Source organism: Streptomyces sp. NPDC088147 (genome assembly GCF_044741565.1).
GTDB lineage: Bacteria > Actinomycetota > Actinomycetes > Streptomycetales > Streptomycetaceae > Streptomyces.
The window spans coordinates 219,603-245,560 of sequence record NZ_JBIUSY010000004.1 but is presented as its reverse complement, the minus strand read 5'-3'; the positions used below and the strand labels follow the sequence as shown (position 1 = coordinate 245,560).

At 70.6% G+C, this 25,958-nt stretch carries 23 protein-coding genes and 1 pseudogene; 12 read left to right on the top strand and 12 right to left on the bottom strand.

All coding sequences use genetic code 11. The features are described 5' to 3' along the window. Nucleotides 1–19: 19 nt before the first annotated feature. Nucleotides 20–571 carry a hypothetical protein gene (locus ACIOGX_RS16260; protein WP_401913736.1) on the bottom strand — a complete coding sequence of 184 codons (552 nt, stop codon included), beginning with the start codon at nt 569–571 and terminating at the stop codon, nt 20–22. A gap of 100 nt (nt 572–671) precedes the next feature. On the opposite strand from ACIOGX_RS16260, the gene ACIOGX_RS16255 reads away from it, so the two are divergent. Next, entirely contained in the window at nt 672–1,943 is a 1,272-nt protein-coding gene (locus ACIOGX_RS16255) for an OmpA family protein (RefSeq protein ID WP_401913733.1), read from the top strand. Between the two features lie 58 nt (nt 1,944–2,001). Continuing rightward, on the top strand, nt 2,002–3,252 hold the full coding sequence (locus ACIOGX_RS16250; RefSeq protein ID WP_401913730.1) for a hypothetical protein: 1,251 nt from the start codon (nt 2,002–2,004) through the stop codon (nt 3,250–3,252). Nucleotides 3,253–4,002: 750 nt separating this feature from the next. Here the strand turns inward: ACIOGX_RS16250 and ACIOGX_RS16245 are convergent. From ACIOGX_RS16245 to ACIOGX_RS16225, 5 genes are all read right to left on the bottom strand, one after another. Beyond that, nucleotides 4,003–4,518 carry an excalibur calcium-binding domain-containing protein gene (locus ACIOGX_RS16245; RefSeq protein ID WP_401913727.1) on the bottom strand — a complete coding sequence of 172 codons (516 nt, stop codon included), beginning with the start codon at nt 4,516–4,518 and terminating at the stop codon, nt 4,003–4,005. A gap of 713 nt (nt 4,519–5,231) precedes the next feature. Continuing rightward, the gene (lysA, locus tag ACIOGX_RS16240; protein ID WP_356510321.1) at nt 5,232–6,563 is read right to left on the bottom strand and encodes a diaminopimelate decarboxylase; all 1,332 of its coding nucleotides are present in this window, start codon (nt 6,561–6,563) and stop codon (nt 5,232–5,234) included. Further along, nucleotides 6,560–6,961, bottom strand: a complete 402-nt coding sequence (locus ACIOGX_RS16235; RefSeq protein WP_401913724.1) for an SAV_915 family protein — start codon at nt 6,959–6,961, stop codon at nt 6,560–6,562. Before ACIOGX_RS16235 ends, lysA begins: the two co-directional genes overlap by 4 nt. Before the next feature lie 239 nt (nt 6,962–7,200). Beyond that, nucleotides 7,201–7,845, bottom strand: coding sequence for a LysE family translocator (locus ACIOGX_RS16230; protein ID WP_356510318.1), 645 nt, complete (start codon nt 7,843–7,845; stop codon nt 7,201–7,203). 112 nt (nt 7,846–7,957) lie between these two features. Then, nucleotides 7,958–8,812, bottom strand: coding sequence for a helix-turn-helix transcriptional regulator (locus ACIOGX_RS16225; RefSeq protein ID WP_356510316.1), 855 nt, complete (start codon nt 8,810–8,812; stop codon nt 7,958–7,960). Nucleotides 8,813–8,917: 105 nt separating this feature from the next. Between ACIOGX_RS16225 and ACIOGX_RS16220 the strand changes: the two genes are divergently transcribed. After that, on the top strand, nt 8,918–10,660 hold the full coding sequence (locus tag ACIOGX_RS16220) for an AMP-binding protein (protein WP_401913720.1): 1,743 nt from the start codon (nt 8,918–8,920) through the stop codon (nt 10,658–10,660). Beyond that, nucleotides 10,657–12,294, top strand: a complete 1,638-nt coding sequence (locus ACIOGX_RS16215; protein ID WP_401913717.1) for an AMP-binding protein — start codon at nt 10,657–10,659, stop codon at nt 12,292–12,294. The genes ACIOGX_RS16220 and ACIOGX_RS16215 overlap by 4 nt, the downstream gene beginning before the upstream one ends. 144 nt (nt 12,295–12,438) lie before the next feature. Here ACIOGX_RS16215 and ACIOGX_RS16210 read toward each other — a convergent pair whose 3' ends face one another. After that, a complete protein-coding gene (locus ACIOGX_RS16210; protein WP_401766367.1) occupies nt 12,439–12,945 on the bottom strand; it encodes a GNAT family N-acetyltransferase in 507 nt (168 codons plus the stop codon). 34 nt (nt 12,946–12,979) lie between these two features. Beyond that, the gene (locus ACIOGX_RS16205) at nt 12,980–13,924 is read right to left on the bottom strand and encodes a hypothetical protein (RefSeq protein WP_401913714.1); all 945 of its coding nucleotides are present in this window, start codon (nt 13,922–13,924) and stop codon (nt 12,980–12,982) included. 197 nt (nt 13,925–14,121) lie between these two features. Here ACIOGX_RS16205 and gcl point away from each other — a divergent pair, with 197 nt between their 5' ends. Continuing rightward, a complete protein-coding gene (gene gcl / locus ACIOGX_RS16200) occupies nt 14,122–15,891 on the top strand; it encodes a glyoxylate carboligase (RefSeq protein WP_401914221.1) in 1,770 nt (589 codons plus the stop codon). Nucleotides 15,892–16,114: 223 nt separating this feature from the next. Here gcl and ACIOGX_RS16195 read toward each other — a convergent pair whose 3' ends face one another. The 3 genes from ACIOGX_RS16195 to ACIOGX_RS16185 form a co-directional block, all read right to left on the bottom strand. Beyond that, on the bottom strand, nt 16,115–16,471 hold the full coding sequence (locus ACIOGX_RS16195; protein ID WP_401913711.1) for a hypothetical protein: 357 nt from the start codon (nt 16,469–16,471) through the stop codon (nt 16,115–16,117). Between the two features lie 700 nt (nt 16,472–17,171). After that, the gene (locus ACIOGX_RS16190) at nt 17,172–18,062 is read right to left on the bottom strand and encodes a 2-hydroxy-3-oxopropionate reductase (RefSeq protein ID WP_356510304.1); all 891 of its coding nucleotides are present in this window, start codon (nt 18,060–18,062) and stop codon (nt 17,172–17,174) included. A 99-nt stretch (nt 18,063–18,161) separates the two neighbouring features. Further along, the gene (locus ACIOGX_RS16185; RefSeq protein ID WP_356510302.1) at nt 18,162–19,010 is read right to left on the bottom strand and encodes a TIM barrel protein; all 849 of its coding nucleotides are present in this window, start codon (nt 19,008–19,010) and stop codon (nt 18,162–18,164) included. A 124-nt stretch (nt 19,011–19,134) separates the two neighbouring features. On the opposite strand from ACIOGX_RS16185, the pseudogene ACIOGX_RS16180 reads away from it, so the two are divergent. The 7 genes and pseudogenes from ACIOGX_RS16180 to ACIOGX_RS16150 all read left to right on the top strand — a co-directional run. Further along, nucleotides 19,135–19,377, top strand: a pseudogene (locus ACIOGX_RS16180) (hypothetical protein); the annotation flags it as partial. Nucleotides 19,378–19,460: 83 nt separating this feature from the next. Further along, nucleotides 19,461–19,862 (top strand): helix-turn-helix domain-containing protein, encoded by a 402-nt coding sequence (locus tag ACIOGX_RS16175; protein ID WP_129768187.1) that lies wholly within the window; start codon nt 19,461–19,463, stop codon nt 19,860–19,862. A gap of 107 nt (nt 19,863–19,969) precedes the next feature. Next, a complete protein-coding gene (gene uraD / locus ACIOGX_RS16170) occupies nt 19,970–20,485 on the top strand; it encodes a 2-oxo-4-hydroxy-4-carboxy-5-ureidoimidazoline decarboxylase (RefSeq protein WP_401913706.1) in 516 nt (171 codons plus the stop codon). Continuing rightward, complete coding sequence (gene uraH, locus ACIOGX_RS16165; protein ID WP_356510298.1) at nt 20,482–20,874, top strand: hydroxyisourate hydrolase; 393 nt, start codon at nt 20,482–20,484, stop codon at nt 20,872–20,874. The genes uraD and uraH overlap by 4 nt, the downstream gene beginning before the upstream one ends. A 5-nt stretch (nt 20,875–20,879) precedes the next feature. Then, entirely contained in the window at nt 20,880–21,827 is a 948-nt protein-coding gene (gene pucL, locus ACIOGX_RS16160) for a factor-independent urate hydroxylase (RefSeq protein ID WP_401913703.1), read from the top strand. 36 nt (nt 21,828–21,863) lie between these two features. Further along, the gene (locus tag ACIOGX_RS16155) at nt 21,864–23,240 is read left to right on the top strand and encodes an 8-oxoguanine deaminase (protein ID WP_401913700.1); all 1,377 of its coding nucleotides are present in this window, start codon (nt 21,864–21,866) and stop codon (nt 23,238–23,240) included. A gap of 258 nt (nt 23,241–23,498) precedes the next feature. Further along, a complete protein-coding gene (locus tag ACIOGX_RS16150; protein ID WP_401914218.1) occupies nt 23,499–24,938 on the top strand; it encodes a nucleobase:cation symporter-2 family protein in 1,440 nt (479 codons plus the stop codon). Nucleotides 24,939–25,014: 76 nt separating this feature from the next. On the opposite strand, the gene ACIOGX_RS16145 is transcribed toward ACIOGX_RS16150, so the two are convergent. Further along, nucleotides 25,015–25,878, bottom strand: coding sequence for a chitosanase (locus ACIOGX_RS16145; RefSeq protein ID WP_401766382.1), 864 nt, complete (start codon nt 25,876–25,878; stop codon nt 25,015–25,017). Nucleotides 25,879–25,958 lie beyond the last annotated feature (80 nt).

Below are 25,958 nucleotides of genomic sequence, written 5' to 3'. Positions count from 1 at the left end.
GGCAACCCGGCGCGGTGGCTCAGGCCAACAGCGGACCGGCGAGTAAGGAGAGACCGGCGGCCACCGCCATCAGCCCCGTCCAGACCACTCCCCGGGCGATGTATCGGTGCTTCGCCATCGCCACCCGGGCCAGTATGGGAATGAGCTGCCAGATCTCCTCCCGTTCGCTGTCCTCGTCCGGCGGGGGAGGAGTGCCGTCGGCGGTGGCCAGCAGCGGCAGGCTGAACCTGTTCGGGGCGGGCGGGGGCCCCAGGCGGGGGCGCAGCGCTTGGGCCACGCAGTACACGGCGGGCAGGAACGCCGCCACGTGCAGTACCAGAAGGCCGACCCCGACCCAGGCGCCGGGCCCGCCACGCTCCCATGCCTCGCGCACAACACCGCCCTGCGGGACCGCGGTGGCCAGCAGTCCCGCCTGGACGGCACCGAGGATGCCGGCCTTCGCGTCGGCGAACTGGCTCGATGCCTGGAGTGAGGTGTAAACGGCCAGCCCCGACCGGAGGTCGACGGCTTTCTCCTCGCCTGCGCGGGCGTCTGGGCTGGTGTTTCCGGCGATGGGGGCGGGGCTGGACACGGAGACCTCCTGGCACCGAGCGGCTGAGGACTCCAGTAACTCCCGTGATACCTCCCAAGAACAGTCATAAATGTGTATTTCACCAACCCTGGAGAGAGCAATGAGCCTCTTGAACCGAACGCGCCCCAGCCGACTCCTCACCGTGGCTCTGGCTCTGACCGTCGTTGTGGCGGGCAGCGCCTGCGGTGCCTTCGACACACCCCAGGCACGGTCCTGCGCCTGGCTGGACCGTACGTCCGACGAGAAGGGCGGGACCGGGCAGCGGACCGTCGTCCTCCTGGACCGCAGCTCCTCGACCCAGCCGGACGCGGCGGCCACGCAGGGAGCCCGGGTACCGGACTGGGCGGCCACTGTGATGGCTGCCAGGGGGCTCGCACAGTCGGAGTTGGAAGGCGGCATCCTTTCCGTGGCCGGCTTCGACGGAACCCGGGCCACCGTCGACTGGGAGGTGGACGGGGCGTCCGTCACGCCTGTCGAGGGCAACGACATGCGGAAGAGGGACCATCGGAGCAGTCGGCGCGGCTGCTTCGAGGAACGGCTGCGGCAGATGTCAGCCGACACGCCGAGTAGCGATCGTACGGATGTTCTCGGTGCGCTCGCCGCGGCTGCTGATCAACTGGGCTCCACCGAGGGGCGCCGCCGGATCGTCGTCGCGACGGACGGGCTTGTCAACACCGGCTGTGCTGACTTGCGTTCCGCCGGGTTCGACGGTACGGCGGAGATCACGGCGATGGTGGCGCGCTGTGAAAGGACGGGCGAACTGCCCGATCTGAAGAGTGCAGAGGTGAGCCTCGTGGGCATAGGCCGCGCTGCCCGGGGCGAGGTGCCGTCCTCGCCGCAGACTGCCTGGCTTGCCGCCTTCTGGACCCGGATGTGCGAGGCAACTGCTGCCTCGGCGTGTCGGGTGACCGCCAGCGCCCGTACACGCGAGGCGGGGAGCAACACCGAAGCGGGGAAGACCGAACCGGAGGTGACCTTCCCCGCCGTCTCGGAGCAGCCGACCGGCCGGATCACGACGATCATTCTCCCCGGCTCTGTCCTGTTCGGGACGGACCGCGCAGAGCTGTCTCAGGCAGCGCGGAGCACGCTGGACGACGCTGCGCGCCGTATCAAGGAGCTCGATCCCGTCTCGGTAGCCGTCTCCGGACATACCGACTCGCGCGGCAGCGAGCGGCGCGGCAGGCAGCTCTCCCTGGCCCGTGCGCTGGCCGTCCGGTCTGCCCTCGCTGAGCGCGGGACCGTGGTGGCCTCCGTTCATGGCTACTCCGACGACCGTCCCAAATGCTCCCCGGAGCAGCGCGATGGAGTACCCGACTACGCGGCCATGGCCTGCAACCGCCGGGTGGAGATCGCGGTGACGGTGCGTCGCTGATCGTCTTGCCGGAACCCACTGCCATACGAGAAGCAGCTCGTAGAAAAGGACGTCGTTCATGTCCCAGAACCACCGAGGCATTCCCTGCCACCACGGCTGTGGATGCGACATCAGGCACCTGGTGAAAAGCGCTGAGGAGGGCCCCGAACGCGACCCGGAGCACCTGGACAACGGTGAGATGCGGATGCTCCTACGCGCAGCCCGCGATGTTGCCGAACTCGTCAGCCACAACCGAGGGCAGTTGGCCGCCGCACGGGCCCGCGCAATCGGCGCCCATGCAAGGACAGAGGAGGCTGTCCAGTCCCTGGCCCGGTTCGAAGCCGCCGCCTCCCTCCGGACGACCCGGGCTGCCCAAGAGGCGGTCGAGACGCGGCACGCGGCGGACGGGGCCGAAGACCGGCGTCGCCGCGAAATGTGGATACGCCTGCTGCGGTGGCCAGTCGTCGCCGCCATGGCTGTGTTCGACGCGTGGTACTTCATGAGAGTCTTCCAGTACCTCACCACAAGTGAGGAGGCCGTCTCGCTGATCGAACAGTCGGTCTCTTTCCTGCCCGGTGTCATTCTGGCCCTGGCCCTGATGCTGTCCGGGCACGCGATCGCGGCCCCGCTGCATCGGGTACGCGAGCAGCTCCGCGCCCTCCGCGAGCGCCGCCCCGTACTGTCGCTGCTCGGTTCGCTCTCCCTTCCCGCCCTCTACCTCGCATCCGTGCTGCTCACCGTTACTGTGTGGGCGGTCCTGCGCGCCCGCGACACTGGGGCGGGTGAGGAGGTCGAGGGCGCCCGCTACGCGCCCGGTTGGGTCGCCGTACTGATGCTGGTGCTTGCGATCACCGCCGTAGCGATGAAGGTCGTCGCCCACAATCCATACGCGGACAGTGCCGCCGAGGCCCGTCGTGGCCTGCTGCGGGCCCGGATGGCGTACGCCTGGCAGGTGCGGCGGGCAGGCGAGGCACTGCGCGAGCATGAGCGGGCCTGGAGCGACCTGTGCGCGCTGCGTGACGAACTGGCCTCGCACGTGCGCCTTGAGAATATGCGCGCCTGGGAGGCAGCCATCCTCACTGCCCGTATGTTGCACGGCCAAGCCGGCCACCTTCCACCCGCCCCGGCCGCCCTGCGCAGCGGCGCCGAGTCACAGGCACCGACAGCCGTCTGGATGGCACCGCTCTTCGCGGACGTGGTCGAGCCCCCGCCGGAGCTCGGCCCCTTGGTCGAGGCCCACCGGATCGCCGTCACCTGCGCCCCGGCCGAACTGCGCTCTCGCCGGGACGAGTTGATCAGCCGCATCAACCTTCAACTCGGCGCGTCGTGAAGGCCGATGCCCAAGCGAGCGGGAAGCGCCACACCATCCAGGGGTGGCTGGAACCGATTCGATTCGAGCGAGGGCATCGTCTGATTCCGGATGAGGGCGCACGATGGTCGGACGAATCAGAACCCTGAACGCGCTGACTCACCTGGAAACTTTCAGGACTTCGGGCACTTGGAGGGCGGCCTGATGGCGAACAACCGGCGTGTCCGTCGTCGGTTCGGCCGGGAACAACAGATCAAGTACGGCCGCTGACAAGCGCGATCGGGATCCGGACGCGGGCCGGCTCCCCAGCGCGAAGGAGAGTCACGCGGTCTCGAGATCTGCCGAGCCGGGCCGAGGTGGCAGTGCCGATTCCGGGGCTGTCCGGTCCGGTCGGCTGCCTGGGGACAGGGCCTGGCGGCGCCGAGCGTCACCCCCCATCCCCCGGCCAATCGGGAGCGACGGGGAGGGACTCGGCGGTGCCGGGCCCGGCCGCCGCGCAGAGTCCGCCCGGCCTGCGGGTACGGACGGAGCCGGCGGCCTGACCTTTCCCGACGGCTACTCGCTTCAGCCCGCGGCGGACGACTCGGGTGCTCCGGCGTGCCGGCGGGACAGCGCCCGCCTCGGAGCATGGGCCGAGCAGCATTCTGATCCTGGGACCGGACCCCCTCCGCGGCGCTGATATCCAGTAGGAGAGGGATCATGGACCCGCCGCCGGAACCGTCGGACGCCCCCTCGTGCTGGCGGCAGCGGAGGGCTTCGTCATGCGACGCGCTATTCGCAGGCGACGCCGTCTCCGTCACGGTCCAGGTGGCTTCCGTAGCCGGGGTCGCCCGAGTAGATAGGGTCGGCACCCGCGGCTCGGACCGCAGTGCAGTTCGCGTAGTAAGTGGAGCCGCCGTCACTCGACGTACCGCTGTCGTCGTTCCCGCTGTCGGCATCCGGGGCGACGGTGACGCGCACGGTCTTGGTTTTCGTGACGGTGGGCGCCGGCTCCGGACTGGCCGTCACGGTCTTGGTGATTGCGGGTTGAGGCGTGGTCGTGACTGTCGCGGTCACCGTCATGGTCGGTTCAGGCGCCGCCTTGGTGCTGGCCGCCTTCTCCGTCTGAGCGGGGGCGTCGGTCCCTGCGATGACGCCGATGAAGAACACCAGGAACGCGGCTGGGATCAGGATCCGCTTCCGCGTCCACTTGGGCCGTGCCGGTGGGGTCGCGGGCGCAACGTAGGGATTCGGACCGGTGGGCGGCTGGGGCGGCTGCCCCCACGGCGGCTGGTGGCTCTGCGACATGCGTCCCCCAAGGGTGTTTGTGGAGGGATGAAGGTAACGGCGAAGGAAGGTCACAGGTGAGCGGAGTGCGCGAGAGGTGATCGAGTTGTGACCAAAATGTGGAGGCGGTCATGTGAACGGTCAACGCGAAGCTGAGAACCGGGGGAGCGCTGTTGCCTCACGCCGGTCTCACGTCGCTCGCCCACGCCGGATGATGTTCCCCTCATCCGCACAGTCCTGGGGGAATCTGCGCAGCCGCACTGCCATAGCCGGCGCTCCGCCGCTCGCCACGCTCACCGCATACCGAAGCCACTCCGACACAGTGACGAAGTCGGGGTCCGGCCCGAGCGTGCGCAGCCCCACATCGACAGCTCGCTTCTGTAGACCATCTATGTCAGGAAGATCGCCACCCGCGCTACGAGTCCAACCCTCCGCTGTTCTTCGCACCCCCGCCAGAACATGGTGATCACCCCCGCGTATCAGGGACCTGCGTCACGCGGGGGATATCACTTACTGGACCCGGCAGGCGGACGGGTCCCCGCCGGGTCCGGCTTGTGACGGAGAACCAGACGGAGTCATCGCGACGCCGATCGTCCCGCCTTCGATCCACTGCCCCGCGTATACCGGGCGGAGGCGGCCGAGGAGGGGAAGCGGCTGCTCACAACCCTGGCCTCGGCCACCTCGTACGACCTCCGGGTCCGTGCTTTGGCGCCACACGGATCCCCCGGGGAACCTCAGAGGCCCACATCCCGGGCGCGCAGGTCCTCGAAGCTCTCCCGGCGCACCAGCAGCCGCGATCTTCCCCCGGAGACCGCCACCACCGGCGGGCGGCCCGTCATGTTGTAGCCCGACGCCATCGACACCTGGTAGGCCCCGGCGGCGGGTACCGCCAGTACGTCCCCCGGTCTGATGTCCTCCGGCAGCTCCACCGACTCCGCGAGCACATCGCCCGCCTCGCAGTGCCGGCCGACGACCGTCGCCGTGCGCATCGGCGCGTCGGACGCTCGGCCCACCCGGCGGACCGTGTATCGCGCCCCGTACAGCGCGGGCCGCGGGTTGTCGCTCATCCCGCCGTCGACGGCGATGAAGACCCGCCCGGCGGTGCGCTTCACCGACAGCACCCGGTAGAGGGCGATCCCGGCCGGGGCGATGACCGAGCGGCCCGGTTCCACGGTCAGCCGCGGGACCGGCAGGCCGTGCTCGGCGCAGGCGCTCGCCAGTGTGCCGGTGATCAGCCCGGCGTACTCCGCGGGCGTCGGCGCCGGATCGCCCGGCAGATACGCGACCGCGAAACCGCCGCCCAGGTCCAGTTCGGGCAGTGTCACCCCGTGCCGGTCGCGGAGGACGGACATGAACGCCACCAGCCGTCGTACCGCCTCGGCGTACGGGCCGGGCTCGGTGATCTGCGAGCCCAGATGGCAGTGCAGGCCCACGAGTTCGAGCCGGGGCTGACCGAGGACGCGGGCGATCGTGTCCTCCGCGCTCCCGTCCGCGAGGGACAGCCCGAACTTCTGGCCGTCCGCTCCCGTACGGATCTTGGGGTGCGCGCCCGCCTCGATCCCGGGCAGTACGCGGACCATCACCTGCTGGGCGTCCGGCCCCTGCACCTGTGCCGCCAGCCTGGCCGTCTCGCAGGCCGAGTCGATGACGACGCGGCCGACACCGAGGCGCAGTGCGGTCCTCAGGTCCTGCGGGGATTTGGCGTTGCCGTGCAGCACGATCCGCTCGGGCGGGAAGCCGCGTGTGGCCGCCAGCTCCAGTTCGCCCGCCGAACAGACATCGAGGCCGAGGCCCTCCTGCTCCATCCAGTCGACGACGGCGCGGCACAGGAACGCCTTGGCGGCGTAGACGACATCGGCGTCGGGCAGCGCCTGCCGCCAGGCCCGCGCACGGGCCCGTACCTCCTCCTCGTCCAGGACATAGGCGGGGGTTCCGTAGCGCTCGGCCAGTTCCGCGAGGGAGACTCCGGCCACCGCGATATCGCCGCCGGGGGCCAGGGCCGCGGACGCGGGCCAGACCGTCGGCGTGTTCAACTCGCTGACCAGCAGCTGGGGTTGGGCGGTCATACGGCCATCGCCTCCGGCATCTCCAGGGCGCGCCGGGCACAGGGGCCGGCCGGCGCGGGCCGGCCGCCGATGGCGGGTGCGGTCAGCTGCGGGTCCACGGTGACGAGGGCCGCGCCGAGCGGTTCCGCGAGTGCGCGCAGCGCGGGCTCCGCGAGCCTGATCCACGCCTGCCCCTCACCGAGGACGGCCGTCAGCCGCAGGCTGCTGGTGAAACCGATCGCGGTCCGCGCGCCGAGCGGCGTGCGCGCGAACCGCAGCTGGTGGCCGCCGGCCGAGCCGAGCCGTACGGGTACGTACAGCGGCCGGGCCGTCCGGGGTTCGTCGGGGTCGGCGTCGGGGTCCGCGGCCGGGGCGGGCTCCGAGCCGCCGTCCGCGTCCTCGGAAATGAGGCGCTCCATGGTTTCCTCCCAGGGGAGTCGATCGCTGTCTGACCCGTCGGAGCGGTGGGTACCGCTCCGACACCTGGAAGCTATGCCCCGGACGGGGCGAAAAGGCCGGGCCATAACGCGGCGTTGACCTGGGGAGACCTCATCTTGACGCGATCCTGGCGCCGCGCCGCGCGGCGCCGCACCGGCGCGTGACGGTCGCGGTGACCGGCCCCCGCACCCGCCAGGCCCGCTCGGGCCCGTCTGGGCCCTCAGTCCGCGCGGCCCGTCACCGCGACCGTCACACCGAGCCCGATCATCGCGCAGCCGCCCGCTCCGCCCACCGCCGACAGCCGGCGCTCCGAGCGGGCGAACCAGGTGCGCGCCGCCGCCGCGCCCAGCCCCCACAGCGTGTCCGTGACCAGACCGATGGCGATCGGTACCAGCCCGAGCAGCAGCATCTGTACGGGAAGGTGACCCGCGGAGTGGTCCACGAACTGCGGCAGCACGGCCGCGAAGAACACCACACCCTTCGGATTGGTGATCCCCACGACGAAGCCGTCCCCGACGGTACGGAGATCACCGCGCGCCGGGCCCGCGGGCGCCGCCATGGCCGAGGCGCGCATGTCCTTGCGGTGCCGGAACGCCTGCACGCCCAGGAACACCAGATAGGCCGCGCCCGCCAGCTTCACCGCGAGGAAGACGGTCACCGACCGTTCGACGAGCGCGCCGATCCCCAGCGCGACCGCCACCACCAGGGCGTACGAACCGATCACATTGCCCAGCACCGTCGCCATCGCCGTGCGCCGGCCATGCGCCAGCGCGCGGCCGATCACGAACAGCACGCTCGGCCCCGGGATCACGATCACCAGCAGGGACATCGCGGCGAAAGCCAGGAAACGGTCCGTGGACACCATGTCAGTACCTCCAGTCGCACATACGGGCACAGTGTGACGGGAATGCCGGGGACGCCGCCAGGCCAGTGCGGTGAGTGTCCGCGGTGCGGAGGCCGGCGTGCCGCGGCCGAGGTCAGGGCAGCAGGCCCGCCCGGCGCGCCGCCACCACCGCTTCCAGCCGGGTGTGCGCCCCCAGCTTGCGCATCGCCGCGCGCAAATAACCCTTCACCGTCTCCGGCCGCAGCCCGAGCAGTTCGGCCGCCGCCGCGTTGGTCGAGCCCGATGCCACGCAGGTCAGGACGTCCACCTCGCGCGGCGCCAGCGCGACCGGCGTACGGCGCGGCGCGCCGCCCGCCCGGCCGGGGGCGCCCCCCGGGTCCGACGCGCCCGCCAGACGCCCGCAGACGCCGAGCAGTTCCGCGCGCAGCTCCGCGTCGACGACGCGCGGCGCCAGCGCCCGCAGATCGCTGTGGGCCGCGCGGACCTCCTCCCAGGCCGCGGGTCCGGGCGTGGGCTCGCGGCTGACGTCGAGCAGCCGCCGCACCTCGTCCCGTACGACCAGCGCCTGTTCCACGTCCCGCGCGGCGGCGACCGCCGCGTCGAAGGTGCGCTCGCCGATCGGCAGGGCGCTGCGCAGGGCTCCGTACAGCACCCCGCGCACCTCGCGCCGTACGACCACCGGCACCGCGAGCACCGAGCGCAGGCCCTCCGCCGCCACCGCCGCGTCGTACTCGTGGCTGATGTGCCGCGCCTCGCGGTAGTCGGTCACCGCGCACGGCCGGGACAGCGCGATGGACTTGCCGCCCAGGCCGTTGCCGGCGGAGATCCCCAGGCCGCGCAGCGCGCCCGTCGACGCGCCGTTCAGCTCGGCGATGTCCATCCGTCCCGCCTCGTGCAGCAGCCCGCCGAACGCCACCGGCAGCCCGGTCGTCCTGCGCAGCCGCAGCAGCGCGGCCCGCATCTCCGCCGCCTCGACCGGCTCGGCCACGCCTCTTCCTCCCGTCGCCACCGTCCCTCACCCCCATCCGGGGGTGGTGAGACCCGCGTCACTGATTACACGATGTCAGAGAGCGTCCGGCAATGAGGAGGACACATGACGGCGAGGAAGCCGAGGGCGGCCGACATTCCGGCCGATCCGACCGAGCGGTTCCGGGCGGCCAGGGACTTCCTCCTGGCGCACCGGGAGGACTACGCGACGGCGTACGCGGGCTTCGACTGGCCGCGTCCCGAGCGTTTCAACTGGGCGCTGGACTGGTTCGACCGGATCGCCGAAGGCCCGGACGGGCGGGGGAACGACCGTGTCGCCCTGCATATCGTCGAGGAGGACGGCCGCCGGGTCCGCGTCACCTTCGCCGAGCTGTCCGCCCGCTCCAACCGTGCCGCCAACTGGCTGCGTGAGCAGGGCGTACGGGCCGAGGACCGTGTCGTCGTCATGCTCGGCAACCAGGTCGAGCTGTGGGAGACCGCGCTCGCGGCGATGAAGCTGCGGGCCGTCGTCATCCCCGCCACCCCGCTCCTGGGCCCCGCCGATCTGCGCGACCGTATCGAGCGCGGCCGGGCCGCCCATGTGATCGTCCGCGCCGAGGACACCGGGAAGTTCGACGCGGTACCGGGCGGTTTCACCAGGATCGTGGTCGGCGCGGGCCCGGAAAGCGGCTCCGGGGGCGCCCCCGAGGGCTGGTCCTCGTACGAGGAGGCGTACGACCGGTCCGCCGTCTTCGAGCCGGACGGCGTCACCCACGCGGACGATCCGCTGATGCTGTACTTCACCTCCGGCACGACCGCCCGCCCCAAACTGGTCGAGCACACGCATGTCTCGTATCCGATCGGCCATCTCGCGACGATGTACTGGATCGGGCTCAAGCCGGGCGACGTCCATCTGAACATCGCCTCGCCGGGCTGGGCCAAGCACGCCTGGTCGAACCTCTTCGCCCCCTGGAACGCCGAGGCGACCGTCTTCGTCCACAACTACACACGCTTCGACGCGGCGAGGCTGATGGCGGAGATGGACGACGCGGGCGTCACCAGCTTCTGCGCCCCGCCCACGGTCTGGCGGATGCTGATCCAGGCCGATCTGACCCAGCTGCGCACACCGCCGCGCGAGGCCGTCGCGGCGGGCGAGCCGCTCAACCCGGAGGTCATCGAGACGGTCCGGCGCGCGTGGGGCGTGACGATCAGGGACGGCTTCGGCCAGACCGAGACGGCCGTGCAGGTCGCCAACTCCCCTGGCCAGCCGGTCACATCCGGATCCATGGGGCGGCCGACGCCCGGCTTCAAGGTCGAACTGCTCGACCCGGTCACCGGCGCGCCCGGCGCGCGGGAGGGCGAGATCGCGCTCGATCTCTCGGCCCGTCCGGTCGGCCTGATGACGGGCTACCACGGTGACCCCGACCGTACGGCCGAGGCGATGGCCGGCGGCTACTACCGGACCGGTGACATCGGCGCGCGCGACGCGGACGGCTACATCACCTACATCGGCCGCAGCGACGACGTCTTCAAGGCGAGCGACTACAAGATCTCGCCGTTCGAGCTGGAGAGCGCGCTGCTGGAGCACGAGGCCGTCGCCGAGGCCGCGGTCGTCCCGGCGCCCGATTCGGTGCGGCTCGCCGTGCCGAAGGCGTATGTCGTCCTCGCCGAGGGCTGGGAGCCGGGCCCCGACACGGCGAAGGTCATCTTCGCCCACTCGCGGGCGGTCCTCGCGCCGTACAAGCGGGTGCGCCGGCTGGAGTTCGCCGAACTGCCCAAGACCGTGTCCGGGAAGATCCGCCGGATCGAACTGCGGGAGCGTACGGCCCAGGGATCCGGTGCCGAGTACGACGAGGGGGACCTGCGATGACGACGGCGGGCGCCGCGACGGTGAACTCGTACACGCACGGCACCGGTACGACCCCGCTGCTCGGCGACACGATCGGCGCCAATCTCGACCGGGCGATCGCCGCCTTCCCCGACCGGGAGGCGCTGGTCGACGTCCCTTCCCAACGGCGCTGGACATACGCGGAGTTCGGCGCCGCGGTCGGCGAACTGGCGCGGGCGCTGCTCGGACGCGGCGTGGCGAAGGGCGACCGGGTCGGGATCTGGGCGGTCAACTGCCCCGAGTGGCTGCTCGTGCAGTACGCGACCGCCCGGATCGGCGCGATCATGGTGAACATCAACCCGGCCTATCGCGCACACGAGGTGGAGTTCGTGCTCCGCCAGTCCGGGATCTCCGTGCTCGTCGCCTCCCTCGCCCACCGGACCAGCGACTACCGCGCCCTCGTCGAGGAGGTCCGGGCGCGCTGCCCCGAACTGCGCTCCGTGCACTACATCGGTGATCCGAGCTGGCACGAACTGCTCTCCACCGCAGGTGAGGTGACGGAGAGTCAACTCGCCGCGCGCGAGGCCACCCTGTCCTGCGACGACCCGATCAACATCCAGTACACCTCGGGCACCACCGGCTTCCCCAAGGGCGCCACCCTCTCCCACCACAACATCCTCAACAACGGCTATTTCGTGGGCGAGACGGTCGGCTACACGGAACAGGACCGCGTCTGTCTGCCGGTGCCCTTCTACCACTGCTTCGGCATGGTCATGGGCAACCTCGGCGTCACCTCCCACGGCGCGTGCGTGGTCATCCCGGCGCCGTCGTTCGAGGCCGGGGCGACACTGCGCGCGGTCGAACGGGAGCGCTGCACCTCGCTGTACGGCGTCCCGACGATGTTCATCGCGGAGCTGAACCTCCCCGAATTCGCCTCGTACGATCTCTCCTCGCTGCGCACCGGCATCATGGCGGGCTCGCCCTGCCCGGTGGAGGTGATGAAGCGCGTCGTCAGCGAGATGAACATGGCCGAGGTCTCCATCTGTTACGGCATGACCGAGACCTCACCGGTCTCCACCCAGACCCGGCGCGACGACGATCTGGAACGCCGTACGGGCACGGTCGGCCGGGCCCTGCCGCATATCGAGGTCAAGGTGATCGATCCGGTCAGCGGGGTGACACTGCCGCGCGGCACGGCGGGCGAGCTCTGCACCCGGGGCTACAGCGTGATGCTCGGCTACTGGAACGAGCCCGAGCGTACGGCCGAGGTCATCGACGCGGGCCGCTGGATGCACACCGGCGATCTGGCGGTGATACGCGAGGACGGCTACGCCCAGATCGTCGGCCGGATCAAGGACATGATCATCAGAGGCGGCGAGAACGTCTCTCCCCGGGAGATCGAGGAGTTCCTGTATGGCCACCCCAAGGTCGCGGACGTCCAGGTGGTCGGTGTCCCTGACGAGAAGTACGGGGAGGAGATCCTGGCCTGTGTGATCCCGCGCGACCCGGCCGATCCGCCGGCCCTGGCGGACATCGTCTCGTACTGCCGGGAACGGCTCGCGCACTACAAGATCCCGCGCCGGGTGGAGATCCTGGCCGAGTTCCCGATGACGGTGAGCGGGAAGGTGCGGAAGATCGAGCTGCGCGAGCGGTTCTCGGGGCCTTCCGGGGGCTGACCGGTTTCGGTGTGCCCGTGTGTCTGTCTGCCCGTGTGCCCGTGTGCCCGTGTGCCCGTGTGCCCGTGTGCCCGAGTGGGCGTGTGCCCGTCTGCTCGCGTGTCCGTGTCCGTGTGCGCGTGTGTTCGCGTTCCCTCGCGTCTGTCAGAGAGCGCGTCGCATGCAGACACGCGGCCAGCGGTCCAGGCCGTGTGCGGCTTCCGTACGGCGGATCTCCCGCAGCCCGTCGGTGAGTTCGTCCTCCGTGAGGGTACGGAAGCCGAGCCGCGCGTAGTACGGGGCGTTCCAGGGGACCTCGGCGAACGTCGTGAGGGTGAGGGCGGGCAGTCCCGCGTGGACGGCCCGCTCGGCGAGATGCCCGAGGAGCGCGCGGCCGACGCCCCGGCGGGCGGCGTCCGGGTGGACCGAGACCTGTTCGACATGGGCCGCCCCGTCGACGGTGTCGTGGATCAGATACGCGACGGGCCGGCCGGTCCCGTCGTCCGTCACCCAGGCGCGGCCCGCCCGCCGGTAGCGCTCCAGCAGATCGAGCGCGGGCGGCGCGTCATCGGCGATCGCGGCCATCCCCCGTGCGCGGAACGGTTCGCCCGCCGCCCGTTCGATGTCCTGGAGAAGCGGGAGGTCGGCGGGGGCGGCGGGACGAATGAGCATGACGTGATTATGGCGCGGGCTGTTCCCGCGGCTTCTACGGGTGGTGCGCCCCGGCCGAGACCAGCTCGTCCGCCGGGCCGTTGACGGGCTGGGGCGTGCCGGTGAGGTCGAGTACGAAGAGCGGGAGGCCGAGAGCGTCCGCGCGGGCACGGGCGTCGGCCGCGTACCCCGCGAGGGAGAAGTAGACGCTCGCCGCCGACGCGTTCATGCCGTTGAGCCAGAGGCACTCGACGGAGCGCAGGGACGCCGGGCCGGTGGTCGGGTCGACCTGGGCGACCACATCGGGTCCGCGCAGACCGGTGCCGGGCGGCGCGACGATGCCGGACGCGGGCGGCTCTGCGGACTCGACGACGCTCTTGAAGCCGAGCCAGCGCAGATAGAGCGCGGCCGTGGTCACCGCGTCGCGGGCCGTACGGATCGTCACGGGGCGGAACGCGGGGCGCGGCGCGGCGGCGGTGCGGGGCAGCGGGATATGCGCGGGGTGCTCGTGGACGGGCCGTTCCGACGCGGACTGCTCGTGGACGGGCCGTTCCGACGTGGACTGTTCGTGGACGGGCCGTAGCGCCGGGGGCCGCTCGGGGGCCTGGGGCTCGGGAGCCGGTTCTCCGGCCGTCGTCGGTTCGGCCGGCACGGACTCGGCTGTCACCGGCCAGGGTGTCGCGGGCTCGGCCGGCACGGGCTCGTGTGTCGCGGGCTCGCGCGTGGCCGGCCCGGGTGTCGCCGGCTCCACCGCGATCCGCAGCATCGCCCCGCACGGACAGCCCAGCTCCGGCCGTGGCCACTGGCCCTCGCGCGCGCAGGCCGTACAGCGGACCGTCACCCACTCGTCCGCCCAGGCGCGCCGGGTGACCGTCTCCACCAGGGCGCTCCCGGGCAGCGCCGGTGCCACCGGAGCACCGCACGCGCACGGATAGACCGACGCCGTCAACGTATGGCGGCTGCCGCACGACGGACAGCACACCGAAACGCCCTCTCCCATCCCGACCTCCCCGTTCATCGTCCACCAAGGGCGGCCCAGGGGGGAGGGTCTTCGCCGATCCCTTGACGGCGTACCGCGAGGACCTTAGATTGATTCCGGATAGTAGAACTAAACTTCCGCATCACGGAATTAGTGCTCTCAGGTGGCGCGACAGAGCCCTGATCCGCCGGCCGAAGCAGGAGCACTTCATGCCTCGAATGACCGCCGCCCGAGCGGCAGTTGAGATCCTCAAGCGCGAAGGCGTCAGCAACGCGTTCGGTGTGCCGGGCGCCGCGATCAACCCCTTCTACGCCGCCCTCAAGGCCGCGGGCGGGGTGCATCACACGCTCGCCCGCCATGTCGAGGGCGCCTCGCACATGGCCGAGGGCTACACCCGTACGCACCCGGGCAACATCGGCGTCTGCGTCGGTACGTCCGGGCCCGCGGGCACGGACATGATCACCGGCCTGTACTCCGCGATCGGCGACTCCATCCCGATCCTCTGCATCACCGGCCAGGCGCCCACCGCGGTGATCCACAAGGAGGACTTCCAGGCCGTCGACATCGCCTCGATCGCGCGGCCGGTCACCAAGGCCGCGACGACCGTCCTGGAGGCCGCGCAGGTCCCCGGCGTCTTCCAGCAGGCGTTCCACCTCATGCGCTCGGGACGCCCCGGGCCGGTCCTCATCGACCTGCCGATCGATGTCCAGCTCACCGAGATCGAGTTCGACCCCGAGACCTATGAGCCGCTGCCGGTCTTCCGGCCGGCCGCCACGCGCGCGCAGGCCGAGAAGGCCGTCAGGATGCTGAACGCGTCCGAGCGCCCGCTGATCGTCGCCGGGGGCGGTGTCATCAACGCCGACGCTTCCGCCCTGCTGGTCGAGTTCGCCGAACTCACCGGCACGCCGGTCGTGCCGACCCTGATGGGCTGGGGCGTCATCGCCGACGACCACGAGCTGAACGCCGGCATGGTGGGGCTCCAGACCTCGCACCGCTACGGCAACGCCACGTTCCTGGAGTCCGACTTCGTCCTCGGCATCGGCAACCGCTGGGCCAACCGCCACACGGGCAAGCTCGACGTCTATACGCGCGGACGCACCTTCGTCCATGTCGACATCGAGCCCACCCAGATCGGCAAGATCTTCGCCCCTGACTACGGCATCGCCTCGGACGCCGGGGCCGCGCTCACGCTCTTCGTCGAGGTGGCGAGGGAACTGAAGGCCGCGGGCGAACTGCCCGACCGCACCACGTGGGCCGCCTCCGCGCGGGAACGCAAGGCCACGCTGCACCGGCGTACCCACTTCGACAACGTGCCGCTCAAGCCGCAGCGCGTGTACGAGGAGATGAACCGCGCGTTCGGTCCCGAGACCCGGTACGTCACCACCATCGGTCTCTCCCAGATCGCCGGCGCGCAGATGCTGCACGTCTACAAGCCGCGCCACTGGATCAACTGCGGCCAGGCCGGCCCGCTCGGCTGGACCATCCCCGCCGCGCTGGGGGTGGCCACCGCCGACCCCGAGGCCACGGTCGTCGCGCTCTCCGGCGACTACGACTTCCAGTTCATGCTCGAAGAGCTGGCGGTCGGCGCGCAGCACCGCATCCCGTATGTGCACGTGCTGGTGAACAACGCGTATCTGGGTCTGATCCGCCAGGCGCAGCGCAACTTCGACATCGACTTCCAGGTCAACCTGGAGTTCGAGAACCTCAACTCACCTGAGCTGGGCGTCTACGGCGTCGACCATGTGAAGGTCGCCGAGGGCCTGGGCTGCAAGGCGATCCGGGTCACCGAGCCCGACCAGCTGCTGCCGGCCTTCGAGCAGGCCAAGAAGCTGGCCGCCGAGTTCCGTGTCCCCGTGATCGTCGAGGCGATCCTCGAACGCGTCACCAATATCGCGATGAGCGGCAGCGACATCGCGAGCGTGAACGAGTTCGAGGACCTCGCCACCGAGCCGTGGCACGCGCCCACGGAGATCCTGCCGCTGACCTGACCCTGACCCGGCGGCAGCGAGGGCCTCGGTACCGGATCGCTCCGGTACCGAGGCCCTCTGCCGTGTCCGCCGACCCGTAGTGACCGCCCTGTAGTGACCGTCTCGTGAGGGCCGTCTCGTGGGGGCCGTCCCGTACGGGCCGGTCCGGGCCCGTCCGGGCCGGTACGGTCACCCGCCGCAGCCCCCGCATCCGCCACAGCCGCCGCCGCATCCCCCGCCGCCGTCACCCCCCGCAGCCGCCGGAGTCCGTCCCGGACCTCCCCTTCGGCTCCGGTTCCTTCGCGCCCGAAGCGTGCGCGACCGCGGAGTCGTCGGCCCACCAGCTGTGGCCGCTCTGCCCGGCGTCGGCACCGGCGGCCGGTCCCGCCGGTCCGGTCGCTCCCGTCGGCTCCGTCGCTCCCGTCGGTTCCGCGTCCGTGGTGACTCCGCTCATCACCATCAGCAGCACGCCCCCGAGGACGCCGAGCCAGACCAGTCCGGAAGGCCCCGCACCGGAAACGGCGGAGCCGACCCCGACGACGAACGCCCCGATCCCCGACACGGCGAGCACGGGAGCGGCCCTCCGCCACAGTGTCCTCACCGCTCCAGTGTCCGCCCGGCACCGGGCACGCGAAAGAGCGTGGAGCACGGGAATCGTCCGTACTCCACGCTGTGCGCGGGGCGTTGAGGGCAAGAAGGTCGGGACCGCGGCGGCGGCGACGGGAGACGCGCTGCCCTTCCCTCAGGCCGGGAAGAACCGCCGTTCCCTTCACCACCGCACTGGCTCGCACGCCGCCGCGGTCCTTTCGCTGCCCGTACCGCCGGCCACCCCTCATACGGGGCCGGTGGTACGGGACGACGCACGGGAGCTGACCTCCCGTCATCTCCCGTGCGTGGCTCGTCGGTCCCCGCGCGACGCGCGGACCGCGCCCTCGACGCGCCGGCCGTACGCCCGGACCACCGCGTGGAAGTGGCCGGGTTTCTCCGGTGGCTGCTGGTCGCTGACGGTTTCAGAAGCGTAAATTCGCCTTGAACAAGACATCAACAGTTTGTTGAACATGGAGATCGTTGTTCCGGATGCCGATTCCCGGTGGCCCGACTGCCCGACTGCCCAGCTACCCGGCGGCCCGGCGGCAGGGTGGGTTCCGGGCGGCGGCGGCGCCTGGGCGCGACAGGACAGGTGTCAGCGCCACCGCTGCCCGGAGATCAGGGGGAGCCGGAGAGCCGGAGAGTCATGGAGCCGGACAGTGAAACAGCGGGACAGCCGGACAGTGAAACAGCGGGCAGTGGGGCAGCCGGGCTCAGACGTCGGCACCGGAGAGGCGCTCGACCGAGCGCAGCAGCGCGGAGTGGTCGAGCCCGCCGTCGCCCTGCGCGCGCAGGGAGGCGACGAGTTGGGCCACCACGGCGCCCACGGGGAGCGCGGCGCCCACATTGCGGGCGGCGTCGGTGACGATGCCCATGTCCTTGTGGTGCAGATCGATCCGGAAGCCGGGCTTGAAATCGCGGTTGAGGAAGTTGTCCTTCTTGCGGGTCAGCACGGTCGAACCGGCCAGCCCGCCGTTGAGGACGTCCAGCGCGGCGGCGAGGTCCACGCCGGACTTCTCCAGGAAGACCACGGCCTCGGCGCACGCCTGGATGTTCACGGCCACGATCAGCTGGTTGGCGGCCTTCACCGTCTGGCCCGAGCCGTGCGGCCCGCACAGCACGATGGTCTTGCCGAGCGCCTCCAGCAGCGGCTTGGCCTCGTCGAAGTCGGCCTGTCCGCCGCCGACCATGATGGAGAGGACCGCCTCGACGGCGCCCGCCTCGCCGCCGGAGACCGGGGCGTCCAGCACGCGGATGCCCTTCTCGGCCGCGTTCTTCGCCAGGTCCACCGATGTCCGCGGGGTGATGGACGACATGTCGATCAGCAGCGCGCCGGACCGGGCGTTCGCGAGGATGCCGTTCTCTCCGTACGCGATGGCCTCGACCTGCGGGGAGGCGGGCACCATCGTGACGATCACATCGGCGTCCCGTACCGCCTCGGCGATCGAGCCCGCGGCCGTACCGCCGGCCGCGGCCAGCCGGTCCAGCTTGTCCCGCTCCAGCGTGAAGCCGGTCACGGAGTAGCCGGCCTTGATCAGGTTCTCGGACATGGGGGAGCCCATGATGCCGAGACCGATCCACGCGATCGTGGGGAGATTACTCATCAGGGTGCCTCTTTCGATACCCGCGCACATCGCAACACGCGCGTGAATACGGTCGGTTGGCGGGCCGGCGGTCGGGGGACCCGGGCCCTGTCGGGCCGGTCAGGCCCCCGCGGCGAGCCAGTCGAAGGACTCGGCGCTCGGCCGGTCGCCCGGCTTGTACTCCAGGCCGACCCAGCCGGTGTACCCGGCCTTGCGCAGCCGGCCGAGGAGATCTCCGAGCGGCAGCGATCCGGTCCCCGGCGCACCGCGGCCCGGGTTGTCCGCGATCTGTACGTGGCCGGTCCGCTCGGCATAACGGTCGATGACCTCGTTCAGGTCCTCGCCGTTCATCGACAGGTGGTAGAGATCGAGCAGGAACGCGGCGTTGCCGAGTCCGCTGGCCGCGTTGACCCGGTCCACGACCTCGACCGCGGAGGGAGCGCTCACCAGGGGGTACAGAGGGGACTCCGGCTTGTTGAGCGCCTCGATCAGCAGGATCGCCCCGACCCGGTCGGCCGCGTGGGCCGCCCGTACGAGGTTCTCCAGGGCCAGCTCGTCCTGCGCCCGCGGATCGACGCCCTCGACGCGGTTGCCGTACAGCGCGTTGAGGGCCTTGCAGCCGGTGGCGGCGGCGAAGTCGGCCGCGACCTCGATATTGGCGACGAACCGGTCGGACTCCTCGCCGGGCACCGAGAGCGCCCCGCGGTCCGGGCCGGGCAGCTGTCCGGCGTAGAAGTTCAGCCCCACCAGGCGCGTGCCCGCGTCGTCGAGCGCCTTCTCCAGGGCGTCGAGTTCGGCCTGTGGCGGGGTGGGGGTGTCGGTCCAGGGCCACCAGAGCTCCACCGCGTCGAAGCCGGCCGCCGCCGCGGCGGCGGGGCGCTCCAGCAGCGGGAGTTCGGTGAAGAGGATGGACAGGTTCACATCGAAGCGCTGCTCGGTGCCGCGCCCGTTCGTGAGGAGAGGGGCCATGAGGAGTCAGGCGCTCCTTCCGTATTGCGGAAGTTATCTTCTGCTTGATGGAAGACTGCCCGGGTGGCTCGGGGGCTGTCAAGAGGGCTCCCGGAATTCGCCGCCCGCGCAGTAGGTTGAGCGCGTGCGATTGAGAGTGGAGTTCACGACCGAGCCCTTCGACCTGGACGAGGCGCCCGCCCACGCGCTGGTGGCCCGCGAGGTCGTCCAGGGTGCCGAACTGGACGCCGTGGACGTCGGGCCGTTCGGCAATACGGTGGAGGGCGGCGCGGACGCGGTGCTGGGCGCGGTGGACGCGCTGCTGCGCCGGTCGCTGGCCGCCGGGGCGACCCGGGTCTCCCTCCAGGTCAATGTGATCGGGAACGGTCATGTGAACGGGAACGGTCATGCGGCCGGGAACGGTCGTGTGGCCGAGGACGGCACCGCGGCCGGGGACGGGGAGAACGGCTGATGGCCGAGCCGCTGGACCACCCCTTCGTCGCGGCGGTCAAGCCGCTGGTCGACGCCATGGGCGGTGAGCTGATGGCGCCCGGCGAGGCCCAGCCCGACGATGTCGTACTCGCCTGGGAGGGTGAGGAACTGCTCGCCGTACGGCTGCCCCAGCTGTCCGACTCCCTGGACCACATCCTGGCGGCGCTGGAACGGCGGCACGGCATGCCGCTCGCCGAGCTGGACCGCAAGTCCAAGCAGTCGGTCGTCCGGATACTGGAGGCGCGCGGTGCCTTCTCCGTACGGCACGGCGTCGAGACGGTGGCGAGCGCCCTCGGGGTCAGCCGCTTCACCGTCTACAACTACCTGAACAGGGAAAACGCGCGCGAAAGCGCGCGGGAAAGCACGGCCGGGGGCGAGTAGGCCCCGGCGCCGGGTTTCCGTATACGAGATTTCAACAAAGTGTTGACGCGGTGTTGCCGAGGGCGTTAGCTATGCGAAGCCCGCCCAGCACAGCCACGGAGGCTCCCGTGACGTCGACACCGCAACCGGGCCTCACCCGGTTCAACACCTCGCCCGACAGCGTGGCTCTGGCCGCACTGCACGAGGTGTGCGCCAGCCGGGCGTGGGGGGCCCAACTCCTCGCCCGCCGCCCGTACACCGGCCTGAACGCTCTCCTCGCCGCCAGCGACACCGCGACGGTGGCGCTGGACGGCGCGGATCTGGCCGAGGCGATGGCGGGTCACCCGCCGATCGGCCGGCCGAAGCCGGGAGACCCGGCCTCCGCCCGTGAACAGCGGGGGATGGCCGGTGCCCCGGAAGCACTGAAGGCCGAGATGCTCGCACTCAACCTGGCCTACCAGGAGCGGTTCGGGCATGTCTTCCTGATCTGCGCCACCGGCGCCACCGGTGAGCAGATGCGCGACGCGCTGAAGACCCGGATGGGCCACACACCGGAACGGGAGCGTGCCATCGTGCGCACCGAACTCGGCAAGATCAACCGGATCCGGCTGACCCGTCTCGTAGCGGAGGACGACGACTCATGAGCACCGCCACCACCGCCTCGGTGTCCACGCACATCCTGGACACCAGCATCGGACGCCCCGCGAAGGGCGTCACCATCTCGCTCGCGGCCCGCGGCGGCCCCGGCACGCGGTGGGAGACGCTCGGTGGTTCGCGAACCGACGGCGACGGGCGCTGCACGGACCTGCCGGCCCTGCCGGAAGGCACCACACAGGTACGTCTCGGCTTCGAGACCGAGGCGTACTTCATCAGCAGGCAAGAAGCCGAGGCGCAGCAGGACGCCCCCCGCGCAAGGGACAGCGGTGTGTTCTTCCCGGAAGTGGCGATCACCTTCGCCGTCGTTCCCGGCGAGCACTATCACGTACCGCTGCTGCTCAACCCGTTCGGCTACTCCGTATACCGAGGGAGCTAGCAGACATGACCGATCAGTCCCGCCCGAGCCGCCCTGTGATGCTCGGACAGAACCAGTACGGCAAGGCGGAGAACCGCGTCGTCAAGATCACGCGGGACGGCGACACCCATCACATCAAGGACCTCAATGTCTCCGTCGCGCTCTCCGGCGAGATGGAGGACGTCCACTACTCCGGTTCCAACGCGCATGTGCTGCCGACCGACACCACCAAGAACACGGTCTACGCGTTCGCCAAGGAACACGGCGTCGAATCGGCCGAGCAGTTCGGTATCCATCTCGCCCGGCACTTCGTCACCAGCCAGGAACCGATCAGGCAGGCGCGTATCCGGATCGAGGAATACTCCTGGGAACGTATCGGGACGCCGGACACCGGCTCCGGGTCCATCGGCGCCGATGAGGCCAGGCACTCCTTCGTCCGCAAGGGCCAGGAGACCCGGCTCGCCCAGATCACCTTCGACGGCGAGCGCTGGCAGGTCATCTCGGGTCTGAAGGATCTGACCGTGCTGAACTCGACGCACTCCGAATTCTGGGGCTACGTCAAGGACAAGTACACGACGCTCAAAGAGGCGCACGACCGTATTCTCGCGACCGAGGTGTCCGCCCGGTGGCGTTACCACTGGTCGAGCGACGACACGCGCATGCCGAATTGGGAGGACTCCTACGAACAGGCCAGGAAGCACATGCTCCAGGCCTTCGCCGAGACCTACTCGCTCTCCCTCCAGCAGACCCTCTACCAGATGGGTTCGAGGATCATCGAGAACCGCGGCGAGATCGACGAGATCCGGTTCTCGCTGCCGAACAAGCACCATTTCCTGGTGGATCTGGAGCCGTTCGGACTGAAGAACGACAACGAGGTCTACTTCGCGGCGGACCGCCCCTACGGACTGATCGAGGCGACCGTCCTGCGGGACGGAACCGAGCCGCAGATCCCGGTCGATCTGACCAACCTCTGACCCGTTGCCGGCCCGAACTCAGGAAGAGGAACCGCCATGGCGGCTTCGCGCATCGTCATCGAGAACTGCGCCATCGCGACGGTGGACGCACACGACACCGAGTACGCCTCGGGACATGTCGTCGTCGCGGACCACCGGATCGAGTCGGTCGGCGCGGGCCCGGCCCCGGCCCGCCTGGAGAACGTGGTCCGCCGTGTCGACGGCACCGGCCATCTCGTCACCCCCGGCCTGGTCAACACACACCACCACTTCTACCAGTGGCTCACCCGCGGACTCGCCACCGACCACAACCTGTTCGACTGGCTGGTCGCGCTCTACCCGACCTGGGCGCGGCTCGACGAACAGATGGTCCGCGCCGCCGCGCAGGGCTCCCTGGCGATGATGGTCCGCGGCGGTGTCACCACCGCGATGGACCACCACTACGTCTATCCGCGTGGCACGGGCGACCTGTCGGGCGCGATCATCGGGGCCGCCGCGGAGATGGGCGTACGGTTCACCCTCGCCCGTGGCTCCATGGACCGCGGTGTCTCGGACGGCGGACTGCCCCCGGACTTCGCCGTCGAGTCCCTCGACGGCGCGCTCGCCGCCACCGAGGCGACCATGGACACCCACCACGACGCCTCCTTCGACGCGATGACCCAGATCGCCGTGGCCCCGTGCTCGCCGTTCTCCGTCACCACCGAACTGCTCAAGCAGGCAGCCGAGTTGGCGCGCCGCAAGGGCGTCAGACTGCACACCCACGGCAGCGAGACGGTGGAGGAGGAGCAGTTCTGCAAGGAACTGTTCGGGATGGGGCCCACCGACTACTTCGAGTCGACCGGCTGGCTCGGCTCCGACGTGTGGATGGCCCACTGCGTCCATATGAACGACGCCGACATCGCCGCCTTCGGCCGTACGGGCACGGGCGTCGCCCACTGCCCCTCGTCCAACGCCCGGCTCGCCGCCGGGATCGCGCGGGTCCCCGACATGCTGAGAGCCGGCGTACCGGTCGGCCTCGGTGTGGACGGCACCGCCTCCAACGAGTCGGGCGAACTCCACACCGAACTGCGCAACGCGCTGCTCATCAACCGCCTCAGCGCCCACGGCGAATCGGCGCTCAACGCCCGCCAGGCGCTGCGCCTCGGTACGTACGGTGGCGCTCAAGTCCTCGGCCGCGCCGACCAGATCGGCTCGATCGAGCCCGGGAAGCTGGCCGACCTCGTCCTGTGGAGGCTGGACACCCTCGCCCACGCCTCCATCGCGGACCCGGTGACCGCGCTGATCTTCGGCGCCGCCGCCCCCGTCACACTCTCCCTCGTCAACGGCAGGACCGTGGTGGAGGACGGCCACCTGACCACGGTGGACGAGGACGCCATCGCCCGTGACACACGGAGCGAGGCCCAGCGTCTCGCGCGGATCGCCGCACAGGGCTGATCCCGCCGGAATGTCCGGTCGTGGGGGACGGCCCGCGACCGGAGGCCATGGACCCGAGCGGGGTCCGTGGCAGCCGTGACCGGGAGGTGTCGTACCGCAGCTGCCGGTACCTCACCTCCCGGGACGGTGACATGTGTCCTGTGCCCGCACGCGCAGACAGGTGTACCCACCTCGTAACACCTCCCTGATACCCGCGCCGCCGCCGGCGCGTCACCGACCGGAGGAACCGCCGTGCCGACCGAACCCCGAACAGAGCCACTGTCCCCGCCGACGTCCCGGCCCGCCGGGGCAGCCGACGTCGATCCCCACCGGAAGCATCCGGTCGACGAAAGGCTGCCGCCCGCCAGGATGTTCACCAGCGGCCTCCAGCATGTGGCCGCGATGTACGCGGGTGTGGTGGCCCCGCCCATGATCGTGGGGCCCGCGGTGGGCCTCGACGCCAAAGAGACCGCGTTCCTGATGGGCGCGAGCCTCTTCACCGCCGGAATAGCCACCCTGCTCCAGACCCTCGGCTTCTGGAAGATCGGTGCCCGGCTCCCCTTCGTCAACGGCGTCTCCTTCGCCGGTGTGACCCCGATGATCGCCATCGGCAAGGACCGGGGCGCCGACGGACTCGCCGTGATCTTCGGCGCGATCATCGTCGCCAGTGTGCTGGGTTTTCTGCTCACCCCGTACTTCTCGAAGCTCGTGCGCTTCTTCCCGCCCGTCGTCACCGGCACCGTCATCACCCTGATAGGTGTCTCGCTGCTGCCGGTCGCCTTCACCTGGTCCCAGGGCGGCGACGCCGGGGCCGGCGACTACGGTTCGACGCGGAACATAGGGATGGCCGCCCTCACCCTGGTCGTCGTGCTGGTGCTGCGGAAGCTGCTGCGCGGCTTCCTCCAGCAGATCGCGATCCTCATCGGTCTCGTCATCGGTACGGTCATCGCCATCCCGATGGGGATGACCAGCCTCGACGCGATCAAGGACGCCGGTCTCGTCGGCTTCCCGGCGCCGTTCCACTTCGGCGCCCCTCAGTTCGAGATCGCGGCCATCATCTCCATGTGTGTCGTGATGCTCGTCTGCATGACGGAGTCCACCGCCGACATGCTCGCGCTGGGCAGGATAGTGGGACGCCCCGCGGACGAGCGGACCATCGAGGGCGGCCTGCGCGCCGACACCCTCGGCAGCGCCATCAGCCCGCTGTTCAACGGCTTCATGTGCAGCGCCTTCGCCCAGAACATCGGTCTCGTCGCGATGACCAAGGTCCGCAGCCGCTTCGTGGTCGCGGCGGGCGGCGGGATCCTGGTGCTGCTCGGGCTCTGTCCCGTGCTGGCGTCCGTGATCGCGCTCGTACCGCTGCCCGTCCTCGGCGGCGCGGGGATCGTCCTGTTCGGCTCCGTCGCCGCGAGCGGAATCCAGACCTTGGCCACGGCCGCGCTGGAGAAAGGCGAGAACGCGCTGATCGTCGCGGCGGCCGTGGGCATAGGGCTGATACCGATCGCCGCGCCGGACTTCTACCACGCCTTCCCCAAGGACCTGCTGGTGGTGCTCGACTCGGGGATCAGCACGGGATGCGTGGTGGCGATCGTCCTGAACCTGGCCTTCAACCACCTGGGAGCGAAGAGGAGTCCGGACGGGGAGCGAGTGGAGGCGGCGCCGGAAGCCGCGCGGGAACCGGCGCCGGAATCCGCGCCGGTGGCTCAGACGGTGACGTGAACGCGGGCGGCGGGTACGGAGCCGGCGGACCCGGTTCCGTACCCGCCGGCCCGGCCCGGCCGGACCTGTCGGTGTGTCAGCCGATGTGGAAGCTGTCGCCGTACACCTTCCAGTCGAGCGGCGGATCCAGGTTCAGATTGCCCTTGTTGAGGAACACGCGCTGCGCGGTGTCCACCCGGCTGGTGTCCTCGTGGGCCTCCTCCTGCTTCATCGCCCAGACGCGGGCGTCGAGGAAGGCGTGCAGATACGCCGTCTGGTCGCCGCCCTGGGCCGGGGTCTTCGCCTTGGCCAGCGCGCGCTTGCGGATGTTGCCGAAGCTGGTGCTGTCGCCGCCGTCGCCGTGCATCACGATGGCGTCGTAGTACGCGAACTGCCCGAGCGTGCCCAGACCGTCCTGCTTGCCGCGGTTCACGGCCGGGTTGAAGTAGACCCGGTCGCGTTCATCGTTCTGCGCGGTCTTGAACGCGGAGTCCTTGGCCGCCTGCTTCCAGGCGGCGGTGAACCCCGGGTCGAGACCGTCGTGCGAGTCGGTGCCGTCGACCTCCCGCAGGGCGGGCAGGTAGCCGGCGAGCGGGTTGCCGGGCTTGCGCTGGGTGTACAGCTCGACGAGATCCAGCATGTCGCCGGTGCCGGAACAGAATCCGATGATGCCCGCGGTGTAGCCGCGGCCGTCGCCGATGTCCTCGATGTAGCCGTACTGCGCCTTCCAGTCCAGCGAGGAGTTCTCCGCGCTGGAGACGATCTGCATGGCGATGTCCTTCTTCGCCGGGTCGTCGAGTCCGGCGGCCGCCGCCACGGCGCCGCCGATGGCAGGCGAGGCGGCGGGAGAGGTGGCGGGTGAGGCGGCGGGGGGCTCCGCTGCCGCGTGGGCCACGGACGCGGTGGGGACCGCGACCAGCGTCAGCGCGAGCAGAACGGTGCGAATGCGGGGGGTGGGCACCTGACCTCCAGGGTGGGAAGTGGGGAGAGTTCCTGCGGCCGTATCTGTTAGGAAGCTTTCCTACCAAAGCCCGGAGGTGC